Source organism: Paenibacillus sp. alder61 (assembly GCF_020179875.1).
Classification (GTDB): Bacteria; Bacillota; Bacilli; order Paenibacillales; family Paenibacillaceae; genus Fontibacillus; species Fontibacillus faecis.
This window is the reverse complement of record NZ_JAIUDG010000003.1, coordinates 69,996-91,890: the sequence shown is the minus strand read 5'-3', so window position 1 is coordinate 91,890 and position 21,895 is coordinate 69,996. Positions and strand designations below refer to the sequence as shown.

Annotated in this window: 15 protein-coding genes and 2 CRISPR repeat arrays; all 15 genes read left to right on the top strand. The window is 52.6% G+C overall.

Annotated features, from left to right (window positions below):
- The 15 genes from LBW89_RS03980 to LBW89_RS03910 all read left to right on the top strand — a co-directional run bounded on the left by LBW89_RS03980 (window position 1) and on the right by LBW89_RS03910 (window position 21,885).
- The gene (locus tag LBW89_RS03980; RefSeq protein WP_148454974.1) at window positions 1-789 is read left to right on the top strand and encodes an ABC transporter ATP-binding protein; all 789 of its coding nucleotides are present in this window, start codon (window positions 1-3) and stop codon (window positions 787-789) included.
- A complete protein-coding gene (locus LBW89_RS03975; RefSeq protein WP_225038548.1) occupies window positions 773-1,846 on the top strand; it encodes a pyridoxal-phosphate-dependent aminotransferase family protein in 1,074 nt (357 codons plus the stop codon). Before LBW89_RS03980 ends, LBW89_RS03975 begins: the two co-directional genes overlap by 17 nt.
- Before the next feature lie 4 nt (window positions 1,847-1,850).
- Window positions 1,851-2,996 carry an amidohydrolase family protein gene (locus tag LBW89_RS03970; RefSeq protein WP_148454977.1) on the top strand — a complete coding sequence of 382 codons (1,146 nt, stop codon included), beginning with the start codon at window positions 1,851-1,853 and terminating at the stop codon, window positions 2,994-2,996.
- A gap of 621 nt (window positions 2,997-3,617) precedes the next feature.
- Window positions 3,618-4,163: a hypothetical protein gene (locus tag LBW89_RS03965; RefSeq protein WP_148454979.1), complete on the top strand. Its 546-nt coding sequence runs from the start codon at window positions 3,618-3,620 to the stop codon at window positions 4,161-4,163.
- A gap of 4 nt (window positions 4,164-4,167) precedes the next feature.
- Window positions 4,168-4,824 carry a PspA/IM30 family protein gene (locus LBW89_RS03960; protein ID WP_170287133.1) on the top strand — a complete coding sequence of 219 codons (657 nt, stop codon included), beginning with the start codon at window positions 4,168-4,170 and terminating at the stop codon, window positions 4,822-4,824.
- 25 nt (window positions 4,825-4,849) lie between these two features.
- Window positions 4,850-5,677: a hypothetical protein gene (locus tag LBW89_RS03955; RefSeq protein ID WP_148454983.1), complete on the top strand. Its 828-nt coding sequence runs from the start codon at window positions 4,850-4,852 to the stop codon at window positions 5,675-5,677.
- Between the two features lie 171 nt (window positions 5,678-5,848).
- On the top strand, window positions 5,849-6,346 hold the full coding sequence (locus tag LBW89_RS03950) for a nitroreductase (protein WP_148454985.1): 498 nt from the start codon (window positions 5,849-5,851) through the stop codon (window positions 6,344-6,346).
- Between the two features lie 573 nt (window positions 6,347-6,919).
- Window positions 6,920-8,350: direct repeats of the CRISPR family, unit length 32 nt; unit sequence GTCGCACCCTATGCGGGTGCGTGGATTGAAAT.
- A 412-nt stretch (window positions 8,351-8,762) separates the two neighbouring features.
- The gene (gene cas3 / locus LBW89_RS03945; protein WP_225038547.1) at window positions 8,763-11,201 is read left to right on the top strand and encodes a CRISPR-associated helicase Cas3'; all 2,439 of its coding nucleotides are present in this window, start codon (window positions 8,763-8,765) and stop codon (window positions 11,199-11,201) included.
- A gap of 45 nt (window positions 11,202-11,246) precedes the next feature.
- Window positions 11,247-11,966 (top strand): type I-C CRISPR-associated protein Cas5c, encoded by a 720-nt coding sequence (gene cas5c, locus LBW89_RS03940; protein ID WP_148455880.1) that lies wholly within the window; start codon window positions 11,247-11,249, stop codon window positions 11,964-11,966.
- Complete coding sequence (cas8c, locus tag LBW89_RS03935) at window positions 11,963-13,900, top strand: type I-C CRISPR-associated protein Cas8c/Csd1 (protein WP_225038546.1); 1,938 nt, start codon at window positions 11,963-11,965, stop codon at window positions 13,898-13,900. Before cas5c ends, cas8c begins: the two co-directional genes overlap by 4 nt.
- 5 nt (window positions 13,901-13,905) lie before the next feature.
- Window positions 13,906-14,769, top strand: coding sequence for a type I-C CRISPR-associated protein Cas7/Csd2 (cas7c, locus tag LBW89_RS03930; protein WP_148454989.1), 864 nt, complete (start codon window positions 13,906-13,908; stop codon window positions 14,767-14,769).
- Window positions 14,759-15,418 (top strand): CRISPR-associated protein Cas4, encoded by a 660-nt coding sequence (cas4, locus tag LBW89_RS03925; protein ID WP_225038545.1) that lies wholly within the window; start codon window positions 14,759-14,761, stop codon window positions 15,416-15,418. Before cas7c ends, cas4 begins: the two co-directional genes overlap by 11 nt.
- Window positions 15,415-16,446, top strand: coding sequence for a type I-C CRISPR-associated endonuclease Cas1c (gene cas1c / locus LBW89_RS03920; RefSeq protein ID WP_148454991.1), 1,032 nt, complete (start codon window positions 15,415-15,417; stop codon window positions 16,444-16,446). The genes cas4 and cas1c overlap by 4 nt, the downstream gene beginning before the upstream one ends.
- Before the next feature lie 9 nt (window positions 16,447-16,455).
- A complete protein-coding gene (cas2, locus tag LBW89_RS03915; RefSeq protein ID WP_148454994.1) occupies window positions 16,456-16,746 on the top strand; it encodes a CRISPR-associated endonuclease Cas2 in 291 nt (96 codons plus the stop codon).
- 169 nt (window positions 16,747-16,915) lie between these two features.
- Window positions 16,916-18,541: direct repeats of the CRISPR family, unit length 32 nt; unit sequence GTCGCACCCTACGCGGGTGCGTGGATTGAAAT.
- A gap of 353 nt (window positions 18,542-18,894) precedes the next feature.
- Window positions 18,895-21,885, top strand: coding sequence for an Ig-like domain-containing protein (locus tag LBW89_RS03910; protein WP_225038544.1), 2,991 nt, complete (start codon window positions 18,895-18,897; stop codon window positions 21,883-21,885).
- Window positions 21,886-21,895 lie beyond the last annotated feature (10 nt).

The following is a 21,895-nucleotide window of genomic DNA, read 5'->3' as shown; positions in this document are numbered from 1 at the left end:
ATGGAGTCAGCCCTGCAAGTCAAAAATCTGACCGTCCATTATGGCGGGTTTACGGCGCTCGATGGGGTCGATTTAAACATAGAGCGGCATGCCACGCTCGGTCTTGTCGGCGAGAGCGGCTCGGGGAAATCGACGCTGGCCCGGGTTGTCGCCGGGTTGATCGCGCCGGATGAAGGGCAGATTCTACTGGAATCGGAACTCTTGACGAAGAAGAGAAGCCGCGAGCAGCATAAAAAGATCCAGATGATTTTTCAGAATCCCGACGCCTCGCTTAATCCCAAGCATTCCATCCGGCAGATCCTCAGCGAAGCGTTATTGTTCCATCGTATCGTGGACCGCAAGCAAGTCGAGCGGCGGTGCAGGGAATGGCTGGACCGGGTCCACATTCCGGGGAACGCTTTGGACCGGTATCCCCATGAATTCTCGGGCGGCCAGCGGCAGCGGATTGCCATCGCTCGCGCTTTAAGCGTGGAACCCCGCATACTGATCGCGGATGAACCGACGAGCGCGCTGGATGTATCCGTTCAGCGCAGCGTGCTGGACTTGTTTAACACGCTGAAGGAGGAGCTTCAGCTGACCATGCTGTTTATTTCCCATGACCTGGGAGTCATTCATGAAATCAGCGATACCGTGGCGGTCATGAAACAGGGGAGACTCGTGGAGGTCCAAGCCAAGGCTCCGTTCTTCGCCCGCCCCGAAACGGCATATAGCCGCGAGCTGCTGTCCGCGGTTCCGAGAATGCCGAAGCTCAGCACAACACCAGGAGGTAATCATGAGTCAAGAACCTAAAAATAGAGGCTTTGCCGGATTCGTACCGCTGTCGCTTTCCGAGTTTGAGACGTTGACAGGACAGCTCTCCAAGCTGTTGTCAACGCAGCATGCCCCCGTGATCATTCCCGGGGAGGCGATCCTCGGCATCGAGGCGATGGCCGCGGGGATCGCCTCGCCCGGCCGAAGGATTTTGAATGTGGTGACGGGCCCTTACGGAAGCTTGTTCGGCAAGTGGCTGGAACGCGGCGGCGCGGAAGTCGTCCAAGTGGAAGTCCCGTTCGACGAGGTCGTTACCGCGGATGAAATTGGGAGGGCGATAGAGAGGCACAAACCGTGTGCTCTCTCTTTTGTGCAGGCGGAAGTGGTCACGGGCGGTTCCAATCCGGCCGAAGACATATTAAAGGCGGCGCGCGAGTTCAACCTCATCACGGTCATGGACTCCGTGTCGGCGGTGGGGGGAGAGGCCCTGCCGGTCGATGCGTGGGGCGTTGACTTCGTGGCGGTAGGCGCGCAAAAAGCTTTGGCCGGTCCCAACGGCGTCAGCGCCGTAAGCATTTCCCCGCGCGGCTGGGACTTCCTTGAATCGAACGCCCATGCGCCGCGCAACTCCATCTTGTCCCTGCTGGATTTGAAGCCGAACGAGCAGGGAACGGCGCCGGTACGGGTGCCGCCGAATATTCCGACCCTGGAGGCCAGAGCTTTGATCTCCGCTTTGGCGCGCGTGGAGGAGGAAGGGTTGGAGCAGGTGATTCGGCGGCATGAACGGGCCGCCGCCTCTGCGATTGCGGGCATCCAAGCCTTGGGGATCGCGCCATGGCAGAAGGACAGCCGATATTATTCGACGCTGACGACGACCGTGCAGATCGCCGGTGAACCGGGTTTGCGGATCGGCCAACCCATCGGCATCGTCGCTCCCGGAGACGGGGAGCTGTTCGGACAGCTGCTGCGCATCAACCACTTCGGAGCGAACGCTTGCCGGGAGAGCGTCGAAGAAGCCATCCGGACACTTGCGGGGCTGGTGAACCGCGATCCCGAACCGTCTGTCGAAGCGATCAAGAAAGTATGGGGGGAATGAGACCATGATCGGCAAAAGCCCTGCATCGCAGCCCCAAACCCTTCATCAAGTGTATATAGCGGGGATGGGGGAGAAAAGGTTTGACATCTCGATCCGAGACGGCCGGTTCGCCTCGATTACCGAAGCCGATCCGCGCCGTCCAGCCGAACCGGATCAGGCGGCCCGGGAGATCTGGATCAGTCCGGGCGTGATCGATCTGCATACCCATCTGGCTTGGACCGACTTTGACCATGCCGATCAGTTGAAACGGGATCCGCATGAGGTGGAAGTGATGCAGGCCCGGGCTTTTGAAGCCACCCTGCGCACCGGCGTGACGACGGCGAGGGATGCGGGCGGGATTCGGCCCGGGACCGTGCGGCATATCGTCGAGCACTATGGGCAGCCCCTGCGGGTACAGACCTGCAGCGATATGTTGGGGGCGGCCGATGCCCGCGGGGTTCAACATCTGGGACGGCGTCTCTCTGAGATTTATGAGACCGGTGCGGGCTGGGTCAAAATCATGGCGACAGGCGGCCTGGGAACGCCGGCGGAGCAGGTGCTCGATCCGAACTTCTCCGAAGCGGAGTTCCGTTTTATCGTCCGCCATGCGCATGAGCATCACAAAAAGGTGATGGTTCATACCTGGGGCGGAGTCACCGTCGATTGGTCGATCGCCGCGGGAGTGGAGTCCATCGAGCACGGGATGTTTTTGACGGCGGATCAGGCCGGACGGCTTGCCGAAGCTGTGGGCGCCTTTGTGCCCACGGCGTCGATTTATCGCATCGCGGCCGATCCGCATGGCGTGCTGGGCCTGCCTCCGGTGATCCGCGACCGGGCGGCTCGCGCCGCCGAAGCCCATCCGAAGGCGCTGGCCTATGCCATGTGTGCGGGCGTCCGGATCGGCTTCGGCACGGATTACGCCACCCCCGCCCTGCACGGGCACAACCTTCAAGAGCTGGACGTCTTGAAGGATTACGGCCTGTCCTGGGCCGATGCGTGGCGGGCCGCCACCGGGACGGCCGCCGAGATTCTCGGCAGCGGCGGCGAGCTGGGGAAGATCGCGGAAGGGTACGTGGCGGACGCGATTCTTTTTGACGCCGATCCTTACCGGGCGCAAACGGCGGCCGAGCTGCAGAAAAGCATCGTATCCGTTATGGTCGGAGCGGGATAAGGCGTTTAAAAATTGAAGCAAAAGCAGAAACAGAGACAGAGACAGAGACAGGCCTTTGCGTTGAAAGTTGAAGCGGCCTGTTGAGTTGAGGCAGCAGCAGCCCTTAGGGGCTGCTTTTTTTGTGCGAAAAAAACCAGGAAAGTGGCAGAAATGCAGTACAAGTAAAGATTGTTGCGTGGTAGCCGTGTTTTCTCGCAGATGAGGGCAGGGGGGGCAGGTGGATAGGGGCCTGGAGAGGCGCTATTTTGTCGAAAATGAACGGTTGGAGCGAAATAGCGGCATTTTGGGGTCTTATTTTAGAGAAAGTCGGGCAAAAACCGGATTTTTGAGCTCGCATCAGAGAAATAGGGCCCTTTTTAGCCGCTATTCTTCCCGAAAAAGCGAATCTGGACGAAATAGCGGCCCAAAACGCCGCTATTATAACGGACGGCCAGAAAAAGCTGCGGACCGGCAGCACTATGTCAGGGTTAATGCAACGTCAGTGCCCTTTAGGGCCGCTATTTATTCTCCCAGAGCACCGGCCCATATCGCCACGCGATCGGCTTTTTTTCCATTTAAGATTCACTAAAGGTTCCTGCCCTAAGATAAGGCCATGGAGATCACGGAAGGAGGTGAACGCCAATGAAACGATCTTCAATGCTTCTGAGTATCGCCCTTGCGGGAATCGCCATCTTGCTGATTGCCTTAGCATTCAAAATGAGCATGGCGCCCTCGTTCGGCGAACCGCTCCCTCACCGCCAGGCATGGCATGATGGGATGCGGCACGGTCAGCATGGATTTGCGTTCGCGATGAAGGAGGCGGGGCGGATGAAGCCGGAGACGGCCGGTTTGGCCGGGTCGGCAGCCGCAGCAGCCTCGGCAGGAACAACGCTGCTGAAACTGGCGGTCTTGCTCGGGGGCGTAGCTCTTTTTGCAAAAGGTACGGGGATGCTCAAATGGATCGGAGCCGGATTCGCGGCCTTATGCACGCTAAGTTTGCTGACGCCGCTTTGGGGCGTGATCGCGCTGCTTCTCGCTTTTTGGCTGTACCGACGATTTGGAAATTATCATCTTAACCATACATCCCCCCAGGCTCTAATCGCCTACACTTCTTCGATGGAAGCCAGTGTAAGCCGGGGCCGGTTCCTGGATGAATGGGAACGGGATCAACATAAAAAGGAGGACTAACCACATGGGGATTTTCGGAAGAATCAAAGATATTGCCGCGGCTGATGTGCATCGGCTGCTGGATCAGGTGGAGGACCCGGTCAGCATGGCCAAATATTATATCCGGCAGCTGGAGGAGCAGATCGACAAGGTCCGCGCGGCGCTGGAGGTGCAAATCGCGGCGGAGCAGCAGTTCGATGTGTTGATCGCCAGAACCATCCAGGTGGTGGACAAGCGTTCCCGCCAGGCCAAGCTTGCGGTGGACCGCGGCGAGGAGGATATCGCGAAGCTGGCGATTCAGGAGAAGCTGCATCATGCGAAGCTGCATCAGACCTACATGGAGCAGCGCGAAGCGATCCGGCAGCAGATGGAGGCCCTGCGCGAGGAACTGGGGCGCCTGATCGACCTGCGCCGGGAGCTGAACGACAAGCTGACGTTCCTGATGGCGCGCATGAACGCGGCGGCGGCTTTGCGGGCTACGGCGCGTACTGTTCCGGCGATCGACGCGGGCCGAATTTCCCGTGGATTCGATCAAATGGAGCAAAAGATCATGCGGCTGGAAGCTAGTACCCTAGCCTATCAAGCGGTGGGTCAACCGACTTCCCGTCTGACGGACTGGTCGGAGCAGGATGAGGTGCAGGCGGAACTGGATAGTCTTAAAGCAGCCAGACAAAGCTCATAAACACTTAACTGAGGAGGAAACCTTCATGAATAAAAAACTACTTGCAGCTGGTGCGCTTGCTCTGACGATGACATTAGGCGGCGGTGCCGCCCTGGCCGGACAAGCTAATGCCGCGGCGGCGGATACGGCGGGCGGCACACAGCAATCATTCACTTCAACGGATACGTCCGCGAAAGGCACGATGAAAAAGAGAGGCGGCGCCCAAAAGTTGGACCACGCGGCGATCGCATCGCTGCTGGGGATGACCGAGGAGGAGCTGCGGACGGCCCAGCGTGAAGGGAAGACGTTGGCGACCCTGGCTGGTGAGCAAAGTATCGTGGTTCAGTCGGTGATCGATTTGGTCTCGGAGCAACTCACTGCGAATCTGGATGCGAAGCTGGCGGAAGGCCGCCTGACGCAGGATGAATACAGCATGGAAAAAGCCGAAGTCTCGACGAAAGCGGCGGAACTGGTGAACCGGGTGCCGGGCGGAAAAGGCGGGTTTGGCGGACGCGGCGGAACTCATCTGGATAAGGAGGGCATCGCCTCGCTGCTCGGTGTGACAGCGGACGAGTTGAAAACCGGCTTGCGTGCGGGCAAGTCTCTGGCTACCCTGGCTGACGAAAACGGCGTGTCCCAGCAATCGGTCGTTGACCTCGTCACGAGCGAGTTGACCGCCGCGCTCGACAAGCGGTTGGCCGACGGCAAAATTACGCAGACGGAGTATGACAGCCGCAAGGCCGGTTTGGCGGATCAAGCGCTGGAGATCGTGAACGGGACGCAGCCGGATAAGGGCGGCCGTCAGGGGCATGAATCTCAGCCGAATCCGGATGAAGCCCAAACGGAAGCGCAAGCACAGACGACGGAAAGCTGATGAAGAGAATCCCTCTGCTTCGAATGAAGCGGGGGGATTTTAAATGTTGAGACAGCCTGGTAACTTAAGAAATAGAGCAGAGTTGCTTTACTTTGACAATCTCCAGGAAGATGTATACATTTGTAATCGTATACTTGTCGTATACATAGGTATTTGCGAGTGAAGGAGAGGATGGAAATCATGAGTAAGGTGATAGAGGCCATTAAGGCCCGGAGAAATATAAAGGCGTTTAAACCCGATATGATCGATGAAAAGGAATGGCTATCTTGGCTGGAAGCCGCCAGCTTCGCTCCCAACCACCGGATGAACGAGCCTTGGGAGGTTTTGGTTGTCGGGCCGGAAACCAGAACCGGTTTGGGCCATAAAACCGATTTTGGCGGGGCGCCCGTCGTGCTTGCAGTCCTGTCGAAACCTGCGCCAACGCCTTTGGAGCGCGACGAGAATGTGATGGCGGTCTCCTGCTTTATCCAGAACTTCATGCTGGCCGCTCATGAAGCGGGCGCCGGCGTATTCTGGTCGTCCATCGGCGCTTCGCCCCGTAACCGCGAGGTTCTCGGCGTTCAGGAAGGTTACGATGTCATCGGCGTCCTGGGTGCCGGCTACCCGGCCGAAGTGCCGGAGGCGAAGGCAAGAACACCGATTACCTCGAAAATCGCGTATCTGCCTTGAACGGTTATCGTCTGTTTTTCGTGTAGGATAGCCAGCTTCTCCGGGGATATTTTCCTAAGGTATAATGTGGAAAAAGTGGGGGATTTCATGGGAATCTCCCAACCTAGTTACTAGTTGCAGGTTAAACGTTGCTGACGACATTCACCATGTAGATATAAAGCCCCACCGTTGGAGTCTATACGCTTAACCATAAATAACGGGAAAACCTCCAGTTAATTTACCGATCTTGACCTTTGGAGCCAATTTAACTGGAAAAGTTCCATCTATTTCGCGACCTAATGGCCGATATACGCAATTTCGGTCAAATTAACGGGAGTTTCTCCAGCTAATTTGCCTCAGCAGCCGCTTAGGCACCAAATTAACGGGAGGAATTCCCGTTAATGATAAAGCGGCATATCCTTTTGGTGCGAATGTGAAGCGAACATGATTTCCTAGGGGGATTCGCACCAAATTATTTTACTTTAGTATCCTTATTTTCATAAAATAAACAGAAAAATTAATCACTTATTTGTTTAAAGTAGTGATTTTGTAATTTTTAAAGCGACATTTTAACAGTATATGTTAAAACACGCTGTCGCACCCTATGCGGGTGCGTGGATTGAAATAATGTCTGATCCGTTGTTGATTAATATATAAAGTTGAGTCGCACCCTATGCGGGTGCGTGGATTGAAATGGGCCGGGTGCTTTGTCCATATCGAAATCGAAGAAGTCGCACCCTATGCGGGTGCGTGGATTGAAATCCCCGGGGTATTATTACGAAGATAATGTATACAGTCGCACCCTATGCGGGTGCGTGGATTGAAATACTGACAACTCCACCACGACCATCATCCGCAATTGTCGCACCCTATGCGGGTGCGTGGATTGAAATCATATTGGGCTGTGTGTATATTACCGTAGTTTCGTCGCACCCTATGCGGGTGCGTGGATTGAAATTTGGTCTTTTTGGCTATTACCTACGCCAACGAATGTCGCACCCTATGCGGGTGCGTGGATTGAAATACCACCGCCGATGCTTTGTCTCCGGGAAGAATATTGTCGCACCCTATGCGGGTGCGTGGATTGAAATATCAACCCATACTGTGACATCTTCCAAGTAATAGAGTCGCACCCTATGCGGGTGCGTGGATTGAAATTATACTCGGCTGGGCGTTTCGTTCGCTGATGGATGTCGCACCCTATGCGGGTGCGTGGATTGAAATAACATTCAGACGGAAGTGTTTCGGGATACAGTCCTTGTCGCACCCTATGCGGGTGCGTGGATTGAAATTGATAAGACCATAAGAGCTAACCATCCTTGGGTCGTCGCACCCTATGCGGGTGCGTGGATTGAAATCCAAGTAGCCAATGCGCTGTATATGTCAGGGACAACGTCGCACCCTATGCGGGTGCGTGGATTGAAATCATAAATCATTCCGGTTTTGCTCTTTATAATACCGTCGCACCCTATGCGGGTGCGTGGATTGAAATATCAATGCACCCGAGGCACTCCCCTACTGGCTCCGTCGCACCCTATGCGGGTGCGTGGATTGAAATTTCGAGGCATATGACGAAGTACCAGAGGAATGGGTCGCACCCTATGCGGGTGCGTGGATTGAAATCACAGCTAGTGGGGCATCGTTAAATAAAAATCTAGGGTCGCACCCTATGCGGGTGCGTGGATTGAAATTTCATAGAACCAAATACCTCGGATTGATCGGAACAGGTCGCACCCTATGCGGGTGCGTGGATTGAAATACCTATCAAGGTATCTCCAATTACGGCGGTACGCGAGTCGCACCCTATGCGGGTGCGTGGATTGAAATACCGATGAATTTTCCGAGTGAGCGTGACAGTTATCGTCGCACCCTATGCGGGTGCGTGGATTGAAATATATTCTCGGTCATGACCTCAGCCACTCGGCCAAGTCGCACCCTATGCGGGTGCGTGGATTGAAATATATTCCAGCGTGTGGATAACAAAGTGCTTTGCGTCGTACCCTATGCGGGTGCGTGGATTAAAAAATAAATCGTGACCAACCAGCGTAACGATTAACAAGTGCTCCACCAGACAACTTTAACTAACATAGAATTCCTGCAAATCTTCATCCTTTGGAGTTGAAAGAACGGCAGGCACCTTCATTATTTAGAATTACAACTTGGGTGTCAGAGTCGGGAGCTTCTCAACTTTTGCTAATACTGTCATGACGCTTCGGACGCAAAATTTAATACTTTTAATAAGGCAGCCCGGCAGGGCTGTTCTTTTTTTAACCAATAGATGTGCACACAACATGGGGACTGACGACACACACTTGAAAAAAAGAAATATTCATAGAATAATGTAGAATTTTGGAAGGGAAATGGGATAGTTCTGCAGAAATACTGAATAGCGGCTGAACGAGTCGTTTGAACTATTTCTTGAAAGGGGGAGCGGGTTATGGAGTTTATCGCTCATATCCGGGAAAGCGACCGGGAACGGCAACCCCTGAAGGCCCATTTGCACGGAGTTCGGCAACTGGCGGAATCCTTTGGGGCAAAGCTTGGAATCACCCATATAGCTGGGTTGGCGGGTTTGCTGCATGATATGGGGAAATTCTCGCACGAGTTTCAGAATTATCTGAATGAGGCGGTGAATCATCCGGAGGCTCCGCCCAAACGTGGGAGCGTAGATCATTCCACAGCTGGTGGCCGACTTCTCTACGATCTATACCACAAAAGCAACATTGAGCTGGAAAAGGGGATCCTGGCTGAAATCGTGGGCAACGCCATTATATCCCATCATTCTTATATACACGACTATCTGGATCCGGAATTGGAATCCCCCTATTTACGGCGAGTCAGAGACAAAGAAGATATTGTAGCGGAGTATGAGGAAAGTGTGCGCCGCTTCTTTGAACAAGTGATGAGCGAAGTGGAGTTTCGGCATTATGTCGATCAGGCTGTAAGGGAACTAAAGCAATATTTGTTGGCGCCTTCTTCTTTTAGCAGGGAAGCTAAATGCATGTTTTTAACAAAGTTTGTATTCAGCGCTCTGATCGACGGAGACCGTACCGATACTAGGCGTTTCGAAGACAATGTTGCTGATGGAGAGGAGGAGGCTCCTCCCGCCAATGAACTCTTTCAGGGTTATTACGATAAATTGATGGCTGTGATCCAGTCTATGGGTAAACAGACAGGCTCCTCTTCTTCCATTAACAAGTTAAGGAACGCCATGTCGGAGCAGTGTGACCGATTTGCGGATAGGCCGTCGGGGATTTACACACTATCTATTCCTACCGGGGGCGGGAAAACGCTGGCGAGCCTTCGATATGCCTTGAAGCATGCGATAACCCATGGCAAAAAACATATAATTTATGTGTTGCCCTACACTACGATCATTGAGCAGAATGCTGCCGAAGTCCGCAGAATTTTGCAGGATGACGCTCATATTCTGGAGCACCATTCCAATGTGATTGAAGATTTGGATGGGGATGATGAGGCGGATGACGGGCTTATGAATGTGCGGCAAAAGCTAAAGCTGGCCAAGGACAACTGGGACTCTCCCGTCATCTTCACTACATTGGTGCAGTTTTTGAATGTGTTTTATGCCAAGGGCAGCAGAAATATTAGGAGATTGCATAACCTTAGCGAGTCCGTGATTATTTTTGATGAAGTTCAGAAAGTGCCGGTTTCTTGTGTGTCTTTGTTTAATGAAGCGGTGAATTTTCTGAATGATTTCTGCCGTACGGGTATCGTGCTATGCACGGCGACCCAACCGGCGCTAAACTTTGTGAAGCATCAGCTCCAGATCCAACCGAATGCAGAAATGATTCAAGATCTGGGTCAAGTGATTACGGCGTTTAAGCGTGTAGAACTGATGGATGAAGCAAGTCATGAAAAATACACGAACGAGAAGCTGGCCAACTTTGTCCTCCATAGGCTGAAGGAAAAACGCAATATTCTAATTATTCTGAACACCAAAGCAGTAGTGAAGGATTTGTATCAGCGTCTCCTTAAACAGTTGCGGGAGATCCCGGTTTATCACTTAAGCACGTCGATGTGTCCGGCGCATCGGAAGGACAGGCTGGGCAAAATCCGCGAACATCTAGCGAATCAGGAGCAAATGGTTTGCATCAGTACACCGCTGATCGAAGCAGGTGTCGATGTCAGCTTTCAATGTGTCGTTCGTTCGCTGGCCGGGCTGGATTCCCTGGCTCAAGCGGCCGGAAGATGTAACCGGCACGGGGAAGACACCTTGCAGCAGGTTTATTTGATTGATCATGCGGAAGAGAATTTGCAGCATTTGCAGGAAATCGGCAAGGGCAAGGAAATCGCGAAGCGGATGCTCATCGATCTGCAGCATGAGGCATCCAGCCATGGCGGTGATCTTTTGTCGGTGCAGGCCATGACCTCTTATTTTCAACGGTTTTATACGGAAGTGAAGCCATTCCTGGACTTTAATGTTCCAAAATTGAATGTAGACATGACCACCTTACTCTTTGCCGGGTATAAGGAGAATAAATATTTCCAGGACTATTGCCTTAGCCATCAAAAGCGGCCCCCTCTGTTTCTGGTCAATAGCTATCGAACGGCCGCAGAGCATTTTCACGTCATCGATAATATGACCACACCGGTCATTGTGCCGTATGGAGAAGGCGAGGAGATCATTACCGAGTTGAACGGGGCAAAAAGTATCGAAGATTTCGGCAGGGTGATGCGGAAGGCGCAGCAGTTCACTGTAAATCTTTTTCCGTATGAGTTGGAGAAATTGAGTAAAAACGGCGGTCTGGAATACTGTCTGGATGGACAGGTACGGGTGCTAAAAGACGGTGCTTATAACGAGGAGTATGGGTTAGATCTGGAGAATGAGAGCTGGTCGGGGGCTAGTTTTTTTTGAAAAATAAAGCGTAACAGTGAACTCGAAAGGAGGTGAATCTATATGATCAGAAATTCTGTTGAATTTTCCGTCTATGGAGATTATGCCTTATTCACCGATCCCTTGACGAAGCTTGGCGGTGAGAAGCTGAGCTACCAGGTCCCGACCTACCAGGCGATCAAAGGGATATGTGAAAGTATCTATTGGAAGCCTACGATTCTTATGATCGTCGACGAGATCCGGGTAATGAAGGCGATTCGAATGGAGTCCAAGGGGGTTCGCCCCATTGACTATAGCGGCGGTAATACGCTTGCCAATTACACCTACTTAAAAGACGTGCATTATCAAGTCAGATGCCATTTTGAGTTCAATATGAACCGTCCGGATATGGCTTACGATCGGAACGAGCACAAACACCATAATATTCTTATGCGCAGCGTTAAGGCAGGAGGACGGAGGGATATTTTTCTCGGCACTCGGGAGTGTCAGGGATACGTGGAGCCTTGCCGGTTTGGAGAAGGTGAGAGTTATTATGACGACTATGGCGAAATCCACCTTGGCACGATGGTGCATGGGATCAACTACCCGGATGAAACGGGCAGAGACCAGTTGGAAGTACGGTTGTGGCAGCCGGTAATGAAGGACGGAATCATTTCGTTTCCACGACCGGAGGAATGTTCACAGGTCCGCGTGATAGCGGAGATGCAGCCGAAGCGCTTTGATTCGTCGGATGTAGAATCCGCAGACCAACTGTTGGCCAGTTGGGGAGAGGAGGAATATCTATGAGTTGGCTGCTCAGTTTATATGAAACTTATGAAGCCAATCTGGATCGTGTAGGCGAGATTGAACTGAATAACGGCCGGGAATACACACTCCTCCCCGTCTCGCATACGACTCAGAATGCACATATCGAGGTGCTCATTACGGAGGAGGGCGAGTTCCACTCGGCAAAAGTGATCGACAAAAGCGACGCAAGTACCTTGATTCCCTGTACCGAGAAGTCCGCCAGCCGGGCGGGGTCCGTCATCGCACCTTACCCGCTGCATGACAAATTAAGTTACGTGGCGGGGGACTTTGTGGCTTACGGCGGGAAAATTAAAGGTGAGGAGCCTTTTGAAACTTACATACATGAATTGCGGAATTGGGCGGAGTCACCTTATGCTCACCCCAAAATAGTAAGCATTTACCGGTATCTCAGCAAAAGAACGCTGATCCATGACCTGGTCGAACATCAACATGTTCTGGCGGTGGATGAGGACAACCGTTTGATTGAGAAATGGGACAAAAAATATGAAGCACGGTATCCTGATAAACCGGATATTTTTGGCGTCGTAGCGGGAGACCAAACCAGTGCGTTTGTCCGGTTCAATGTCTATTCGCCGGATCGTATTTTAGCGGACGTCTGGAAAGATCGCGAAGTGTACGATTCTTTTGTCGCTTATTACCAAGAGCGGCTGGGTGAGGAAGACATCTGTTACGTCACAGGAAAAAGTCTGCCCAGCACAGAACGGCATGCGAACAAAATTCGCAATGCGGCGGATAAGGCCAAGCTGATTTCGGCGAACGATACCAGCGGATTTACCTTTCGCGGGCGTTTTGTTCAGAGCAGGGATGCCGCCAACATCAGCTATGAGGTATCTCAAAAAGCGCACAATGCCCTGAAATGGCTCATTAACCGTCAAGGAAAGACGATAGATCAACGGGTATTCCTGGTGTGGGGCAATGATTCGTTATATATTCCCGATCCGTCGGAAGACACGTTCGCACTGGATCCGGACGCCATCCCGGCTGTGGTTTACAAGTCCAATACGAATGAAGCGCTAGCCCGGGAAGTAGCCAAAGCATTGGACGGATACAGGAATAAACTTGGGGAAAGAGTGGACAGCAAGCTCCAGCCGACCGTTTATATTTTGGTGTTGGATTCCGCTACTACAGGCCGTATGGCGGTTTTGTACTTCCGGAATATGAATAAGGAGCTGTATTTGGACAGGCTTGCCAAATGGCATAGCACCTGTGCCTGGCTTCACCGGTACCGGAAGAACGACCAGGGTGAATTTGTCGCATTTTACGGGGCTCCGGCCACCAAAGACATCGCATTTGCGGCCTACGGGCCCAGGGCGGGAGATAAGGTTGTCAAAGGTCTGATGGAACGCATGCTTCCATGTATCGTGGACGGTAGAGGGGTTCCTTTGGATATTATCACGAGCGCGGTCAACCGGGCCTCCAATCCTGTAGGCATGGAAAATTGGGAGTGGGAGAAGACGCTAAGTATCGCCTGCGCTTTAATTAACAAGCATTTAACGGATAAACAGGAGGGAATCGGAATGGCACTTGATGTAAACAGCGACGACCGCAGCTATTTGTTCGGACGCATGTTGGCCGTGGCCGATGTGCTTGAAAGACGGGCGCTTGGAAAAGAAGAGAAGCGGGCAACCAATGCCATACGCTATATGAATGCATTCTCCAAGCACCCCGAACGGACCTGGCGGATTATTCAGGAAGGTCTGCAGCCTTATTTGGCCCGATTGGGCAGGGATGCCGCATTTTGGACAAGAGTGATCGACGAAATCGGGTTCAAGTTCAAACCGGAGGATTTTAACAACAAACCGTTATCCGGCAAGTATTTGCTTGGCTTTTATAGTCAGAGACATGTCTTTTATCAAAGTAAAAATCAAGAAAGCAGCACGGAAGCGGAAACATCATCAAATATGGAGGAGTGATTGGAATGAGCAGTTTGGACCATAAAATCGATTTTGCCGTTGTCTTGTCGGTGACTTGCGCCAATCCCAACGGCGATCCGCTAAATGGAAACCGTCCGCGACAAAACTATGACGGTTATGGAGAAATTTCGGATGTGGCGCTCAAACGGAAGATTAGAAATCGGCTGCAGGATATGGGGGAAACGATTTTTGTACAATCGAACGATCGTAAAGTGGATGAGTACGATAGTTTAAGAGAGCGTGCCGAAGGTAACGCGGAGCTGAACCAAATCTTGAAGGCAAAAACGAGTTCGAGCGACGACTTTGCCAAGGCGGCTTGCCGGGAATGGATCGATGTGCGCAGCTTCGGACAAGTGTTTGCCTTCAAAGGAACCGGTAATGGCGGAGGCGTCTCGGTCGGTGTAAGAGGACCCGTGTCCATTCATACGGCCAGAAGTGTAGATCCCATCGACATTAGTAGTATGCAGATTACCAAGAGTGTCAACTCGGAGCCGGGCAAAGACCGCGGGTCCGATACCATGGGGATGAAGCACCGCGTTGATTTCGGGCTGTATGTTTTCTATGGAAGTATCAATACCCAATTGGCGGAGAAAACCGGCTTTACTAACGAAGATGCGGAAAAAATAAAACAAGCCCTTTTGACGCTCTTTGAAAATGACCTATCGTCAGCCAGACCGGAGGGCAGCATGGAGGTGCATAAAGTGTATTGGTGGGAGCATAGTTCCAAATTGGGGCAATACTCCTCCGCCAAGGTGCATCGCTCCTTACAGGTCAAATCCAAGGTGGAGGAACCGCGTTCCTTTGAGGATTATGCCATCGAACTCTATGACTTGGATGGATTGAAGGCCGAAGTTTTGGATGGACGCTAATCAGGAAGATGATTATCTGATGCTGTCCGGCATTCAGCATTTTCAATTTTGCCAGCGCCAGTGGGCACTGATTCATATCGAACAGCAATGGGAAGAAAATGTTGGAACGATTGAAGGCCAGCATCTGCATCGTAAAGCCGATCAGCCATTCGTTAGGGAGAAGCGTGGCGACAAGCTGACCGTACGGGCGCTTCCCGTTAAGTCCGAGGAACTGAAAATCACGGGGATTTGCGATGTAGTCGAATTTATTCGAGATGAAGATGGTGTTGAAATTAGCGAGGCCGAAGGAAGGTACAAGGCTTGCCCCGTGGAATATAAGCGGGGCAAGCCTAAAAAGAACGACGCGGATATTTTGCAACTGGCGGCGCAGGCGATTTGCTTGGAGGAAATGCTGCTCTGCTCCGTTCCGGTGGGCTACATGTTCTACAATGAAATTAAACGCCGAGTCGAAGTACCATTGACCACGGAATTGAAAGATAAGGTACGGGGAATTGTTGCACAAATGTGGGATTACTATGGGCGAAGACATACGCCCCGGGTGAAGGTGGGTTCTTTTTGCCAAAGCTGTTCCTTGAAGTCGGTGTGTCTGCCGGAGGTTCTGCAAAAGCGTTCGGTGCGAAGCTATATTGAAGGGAAGCTGAAGGAATGAAGAAGCTGCTAAATACGCTGTTCATTAATCAGCCGGACGTTTATTTATCGCTCGATGGCGACAATATCGTACTTTTGAAAGAGCAGGAGAAACTGGGCCGCTTGCCGCTGCATAATCTGGAATCGATTATCGCTTTTGGATATACCGGGGCGAGCCCCGCGTTGATGGGCTATTGTGCGGAGCGGAATATCTCTATCGTCTTCATGACGATAAACGGGAGATTTCTGGCTAGAGTCATCGGCGCTAGCCGGGGGAATGTGGTACTCCGCAAGAAGCAATATGCCATCTCGGAGAACGAGACTTTGTCAGCCAGAGTGGCGCGTAACTTTATTTTAGGTAAGGTGTACAACCACAAATGGATGCTGGAAAGAATGACTCGGGATTATCCTTTGCGGATTGACGTGCCCCAGTTTAAGGAAGCTTCACTCCAGTTGTCGGAACTGATGATGGCCATCCGGGAATGTGAGGACCTGGACCGGCTGAGAGGGCTGGAGGGGCAGGCGGCGTTAAGTTACAACAAACTGCTGGACGCCATGATTTTGCAACAGAAAGAGGATTTTTATTTTCATACTCGGTCCCGGAGACCTCCGCTGGATCATGTCAATGCCATGTTGTCTTTAGCCTACACTTTGCTGGCCAATGATACGGCCTCTGCGCTGGAAGGAGTCGGACTGGATGCCTATGTAGGCTTCTTGCATCGCGACCGGCCGGGGCGAGTGTCTTTGGCCCTGGATGTGATGGAGGAACTACGCGGGGTATTTGCCGACCGGTTTGTCCTGTCGCTGATCAATAAAAAGATAGTGACTGCAAATGACTTTGTCCGCAAGGAGAACGGTGCCGTACTAATGACCGAGGACGCTCGCAAGAAGTTCCTTTCCGCCTGGCAGAGCAGGAAGCAAGAGAAAATGACTCACCCCTACCTGGGAGAAAATATCGCCTGGGGGCTGGTGCCTCACGTTCAAGCCTTGCTGTTGGCTCGATACTTGCGCGGGGATCTGGATGAGTACCCTCCATTTTTATGGAAGTAGGTGGATCGGATGCTGGTACTGATTACTTATGATGTAAGTACCGTTGATGCAGCAGGGCAAAGAAGACTACGTCAGGTTTCTAAAGCATGTCAAAATTACGGACAGCGTGTTCAAAACTCCGTATTCGAGTGTATCGTGGATGCGGCGCAATGGGCGACACTAAAAATCAAGTTGATGGAACTCATTGATCCGGAGCAAGATAGCCTTCGATTCTATCAGTTGGGCAATCAGTATAAGAATAAAGTGGAACATGTGGGAATCAAGGCGGCCCTCGATTTGGAGGGCCCCCTCATTCTGTAGTGCGAATGTGAAGCGAACATGATTTTCCCGGGGGATTCGCACTAAGGAATATACTTAATTTTCCATAATGTTCAGCTGATTTGACGTATGAAGGGAGAATATTTATCAAATAAAGGATAATAATTAGCAATATTTTCATATCATTACTTATTTTATGCCGAAAATCGGAGTCGCACCCTACGCGGGTGCGTGGATTGAAACCACGGCCTGTGGGGCGATCCTGCGTATGAATTCGAGTCGCACCCTACGCGGGTGCGTGGATTGAAACTAGTAGAATCGGGCTGAAAATGATACGCCTGTTTGTCGCACCCTACGCGGGTGCGTGGATTGAAACGACTGTAATCCATTTCAAGCGCAGCAGCTTGCAGGTCGCACCCTACGCGGGTGCGTGGATTGAAACAAACTGCTGAATCTGTTGGAAGCTATTACGCCCGGGTCGCACCCTACGCGGGTGCGTGGATTGAAACATGCTAAGGTCATTTAATAACACAGCGTTATATACGTCGCACCCTACGCGGGTGCGTGGATTGAAACATCAATGAACCCGGCCTTTACAGTTTGATCTTGTCGCACCCTACGCGGGTGCGTGGATTGAAACTCTGGATTTCTTTATTCCTAGCACTTACAAGGTTGAGTCGCACCCTACGCGGGTGCGTGGATTGAAACATGCAGGAAATCAAGGCGCTGTTGATCAAGTGGAGTCGCACCCTACGCGGGTGCGTGGATTGAAATATCGAATGACCATCCCAACCGAATGTACTCGTCGCGTCGCACCCTACGCGGGTGCGTGGATTGAAATGGCACGAACGAGGTCTCAAGGAATACGTCCTCGGTCGCACCCTACGCGGGTGCGTGGATTGAAATAATGTGCAACAGCCGGGCAAAAACTCACTTACGTGTCGCACCCTACGCGGGTGCGTGGATTGAAATTATTCCCAGTAGGTTGTTGTTGCTGTTGTTTCCGTCGCACCCTACGCGGGTGCGTGGATTGAAATGTCCAAGTCCAGATACATGCATTCCACCGTATGACGTCGCACCCTACGCGGGTGCGTGGATTGAAATATCCGTCCAATACCAAAATTGATGGAGACCTGGGGTCGCACCCTACGCGGGTGCGTGGATTGAAATAGCTATGCAAGATTTGGGAGGCCAGATTACCTACAGTCGCACCCTACGCGGGTGCGTGGATTGAAATATAATCTCCTAATTCATTATCAATCACATCAATTACGTCGCACCCTACGCGGGTGCGTGGATTGAAATTTGGCGAAATATAATACGGAGACGTCCATCAATGGTCGCACCCTACGCGGGTGCGTGGATTGAAATAAAATCAGCGCTGGTCAGTTCTTTCATGCCCTCCACGTCGCACCCTACGCGGGTGCGTGGATTGAAATCGCAAGGCGAGCGACCGCATTCGTGTACTTTTTGTCGCACCCTACGCGGGTGCGTGGATTGAAATTGAGCCAGTTGCGCCCGCTCCTCATTTGCCTGCTTGTCGCACCCTACGCGGGTGCGTGGATTGAAATCCCAACAAGGATGCAGGTCTTGCTTGCGGTTACCGCGTCGCACCCTACGCGGGTGCGTGGATTGAAATAGATATACCGACCAACCCGTGATTTCGTTGTATACGTCGCACCCTACGCGGGTGCGTGGATTGAAATGATCAACTGGATTGCATACGGGGAATGAATAATGTCGCACCCTACGCGGGTGCGTGGATTGAAATCGGTTTGGCGAAACCCGCCAATTCCATAATTTCCGTCGCACCCTACGCGGGTGCGTGGATTGAAATGGGAACAAAGTAATTTCAAATTTAAAATCGACATGGTCGCACCCTACGACGATGCGTGGTAGGCTTCTTATCCAAGCGAAAACTTGACTCCGCTAAAATCATAATCCCGATACCTTCCCCTCTTTAGGAAACGCCAACTCGTTTCCCGGAGGGGTATTTTTTTGGCAAAAATTAATTCACGCCGACAATATTAAAATCCTCTAAATTTATTCCGATAAAGACTTATTGCATATTCACACTTAAAAAAGGGAAGGGCGGAGACAGCAGGGATTTACAGACAAGAGGACATCGGAACGTAGTGAGAGATGGAACGTCGCTAAAGTTTATTTCATCCAAGAAGGAGCAACCCAGAATTGAAAAAGGACAAATGGTTATCAGCGGTTCTATCTTTCGTATTGTCGGCAAGCTTTGTGCTGACCTCCGCTTATACGGGAACGCAAGTTGCGTATGCAACGGGTTCAATAGTTAATGTAGACAGTGTGGAAATAACCGGAGATGTTGAGGAAGTGTACGTGGGCGAATCCGTGCAGATGACCGCCCGAGTGCTGCCGACCAATTCCACAAATCAAGGAATTCATTGGTCGGTTCTATATAGGGACGGGGTAGCGAACATCGATTCGGAGACCGGTATTTTGTGGGGAATTTATCCGGGAATCGTCGAGGTGTACGCCTTGGCCGATGAGAACAATGTCATCCGGGCCACAAAGCAGATTATGGTTAAAGGGCAGACCTTGCCCACCAGTATGACGATCAGCAATCAGGAAAACACAACCCAAGTTACTTTGGGAGATTCTTTACACTTTATGGCGGATATTCTGCCTGCCGACGCCTTTAACAAAAAGGTGGTTTGGTCGATCAACAACCTGCCGACACCGGGGGTGGACGATCAGGGACAACCTGTTACTCTGCCGGGAGGCTACGGTAGCTTCGATGAGAATGGCGTACTGACCACAACGCAGACGGGTAGAGCCGAAGTAATGGCCATATCCCTCGGCAATCCCAACCTGAGAAAAACGATGCAAATTGAAATTGTTCCGCCTCAGGTCGATGTGAGCGGAATTACGGTTTCTTCTTTGACCGATGAAGTTTATACGGGGGGCAAGTTGTCTATGACTGCAACGATTACCCCATCTAACGCGACGGACAAACGGGTAACCTGGAGTATAGTGCCTTTGGACGGCCAAGCCTTGATTCACCCCGTTAGCGGTGAGGTCAGCGGGTTAACTCCCGGTCAAGTGAAGGTTGTCGCCACTTCGGTGCAGAATCCGTTCCTTAGCGGAAGCAAGACCATTACGGTTAAGACGCCTCCGGCGATCCCCGTATCTTCCATTGCGATCACTTCGCCCGATACCGTTCAGGTTGAAAATACGTTGCAGTTGACCGCAAGCGTGCAACCGGACAATGCCCATAACCGCGGAGTGACTTGGAGCGTGCAGAACGGAACGGGATCGGCGACAGTGGATGCCGCCACCGGTTTGCTCACGGCAACGGGGGTTGGGAAGGTAACCGTCACCGCTACGGCGGCCGACGGCAGCGGTGTTTTTGCGACTCAGGAGATCACGGTGACGCCGATTCTGGTGAACGAGATCGTGGTGACGAGCGAAGGATCCACGGCCTCGGTCACTGCCGGAAACAAGCTTCAATTTGCGGCGGAGGTAAAACCGTCTAACGCGACCAACAAGAACGTGATTTGGACGGTTGCGAATGAAACGGGCTCCGCAGTTATTTCCGACGCGGGCTTGTTGACCGCCAACGCGGCGGGAACCGTAACCGTGAAAGCGACTGCCGCTGATGCCAGCCGCACTGTCGGCACATTCCATTTGACCATCCAGGCTGCGGCTCCGGGATCCAATCCCAACCCATCCGACGGCGGACCTACCGGTGACGGCGGCTCCGGCGGGGGAAGCGGCGGCGGATCTAATGGCGGCGGATCTACCGGCGGGTCCGGTAGCGGCACTTCCGGCGGTTCAGGCGGCAACACGACATCGGCACCTACACCAACACCGGCAGGCAACACCAAGGAGATTGAGGTCATTGTGGATATGGGCCAAGGTCAATCCGAAGTCTCCAAAGCGAAGATTCAGCGTACCACCGGAACGGACGGGCTCGTCAAGGATCATGTAACCCTCGGCCGGGAGAAGGCGCAGGAAGCGGTGGACAAGGCCGTGGCCGCAAATCAGCCGACCGTGCGAGTCGTCATTCCGGACGAGAAGGACGAGGTCGGCGAGACCCAGGTCAACGTACCGGTTTCCGCGTTGAACGTCGTAAGCTCCGGGGGCAAAAACCTGGAGATTTATACGGAGAACGGCAGTGTACTCGTACCGAATGGTTCGCTGTTGAACTTCCCGGATGATTTGTATTTCCGATTGGTGCCGGTAAAACAAAAGTCCGAACAAGAGGTTATCCGCGACCGCGCCGTGAAAGAGCCGGTGGTTGCGACCATTTCAAAGGAACTGGCGCCATTCGTGGTGAGCCGTCCCATGACGATCGAAACCAATATGCAGAGCCGCCCGGTTACCCTGGTGCTGCCGCTGCGCGATGTAACTATACCGACCGGCGAGCAGGAGAAAAAGGCCTTCCTCGATTCGCTGGCGATTTATATCGAACATAGCGACGGATCGAAGGACTTGGTTCGCGGATCGGTTGTGGATTATGGAAACGGGGAGCAGGGGCTCCAGTTCCAGGTGAACAAATTCAGTACCTTTACCATCCTAAGCTGGGATGGAAAAGAGTTGACCACTCACCAGGCGTACATCAAAGGTTATCCGGACGGCACCTTTAAGCCCGATCAGTCTGTAACCCGGGCGGAAATGGCCATGATGCTGGCGCGGAACCTGGGCTATGCGGGTACGGCAAGCCGCGCGGTTTACCCGGATATGGCGGACGGCTATTGGGCCAATGGAGCGATTTCGTTTGTAAAAGAGAAGAACCTGATGGTCGGGGACGAGCGCGGGAATTTCCGGCCGGAAGCGGCCGTAACCCGCGCCGAAATGGCGGTGACTGCCGCCAGAATTAAACAACTGGCCCCAATGGGCGACGCGGAGGCAAGTACTGCCTTTAACGATATCCAGGGCCACTGGGCCGCCGGGTACGTCGCGGCGGGTAAAGCGTCCGGCGTGATCGCTGGCTACCAGGACAGCAGTTTTGCTCCATCGAAGGAGCTCACCCGTGCGGAGACCGTCACAATCGTGAACCGGTTATTCGACCGCGGTCCTTTGTACGGCGTAGACAACCGGTTTTGGAGCGACGTAGATACCGCACACTGGGCCTATCAAAATATTATGGAAGCCTCCTACAGCCATGACTATGATGTCCGGGCCGAAGGCGGCGAGCAGGTGAAATAATATAGAAGGG

Excerpts from the sequence above, each read along its gene's own strand:
- LBW89_RS03980 (WP_148454974.1), top strand. The coding sequence starts at position 1 with ATGGAGTCAGCCCTGCAAGTCAAAAATCTGACCGTCCATTATGGCGGG.
- LBW89_RS03975 (WP_225038548.1), top strand. The coding sequence starts at position 773 with ATGAGTCAAGAACCTAAAAATAGAGGCTTTGCCGGATTCGTACCGCTG.
- LBW89_RS03970 (WP_148454977.1), top strand. The coding sequence starts at position 1,851 with ATGATCGGCAAAAGCCCTGCATCGCAGCCCCAAACCCTTCATCAAGTG.
- LBW89_RS03965 (WP_148454979.1), top strand. The coding sequence starts at position 3,618 with ATGAAACGATCTTCAATGCTTCTGAGTATCGCCCTTGCGGGAATCGCC.
- LBW89_RS03960 (WP_170287133.1), top strand. The coding sequence starts at position 4,168 with ATGGGGATTTTCGGAAGAATCAAAGATATTGCCGCGGCTGATGTGCAT.
- LBW89_RS03955 (WP_148454983.1), top strand. The coding sequence starts at position 4,850 with ATGAATAAAAAACTACTTGCAGCTGGTGCGCTTGCTCTGACGATGACA.
- LBW89_RS03950 (WP_148454985.1), top strand. The coding sequence starts at position 5,849 with ATGGAAATCATGAGTAAGGTGATAGAGGCCATTAAGGCCCGGAGAAAT.
- cas3 (WP_225038547.1), top strand. The coding sequence starts at position 8,763 with ATGGAGTTTATCGCTCATATCCGGGAAAGCGACCGGGAACGGCAACCC.
- cas8c (WP_225038546.1), top strand. The coding sequence starts at position 11,963 with ATGAGTTGGCTGCTCAGTTTATATGAAACTTATGAAGCCAATCTGGAT.
- cas7c (WP_148454989.1), top strand. The coding sequence starts at position 13,906 with ATGAGCAGTTTGGACCATAAAATCGATTTTGCCGTTGTCTTGTCGGTG.
- cas4 (WP_225038545.1), top strand. The coding sequence starts at position 14,759 with ATGGACGCTAATCAGGAAGATGATTATCTGATGCTGTCCGGCATTCAG.
- cas1c (WP_148454991.1), top strand. The coding sequence starts at position 15,415 with ATGAAGAAGCTGCTAAATACGCTGTTCATTAATCAGCCGGACGTTTAT.
- cas2 (WP_148454994.1), top strand. The coding sequence starts at position 16,456 with ATGCTGGTACTGATTACTTATGATGTAAGTACCGTTGATGCAGCAGGG.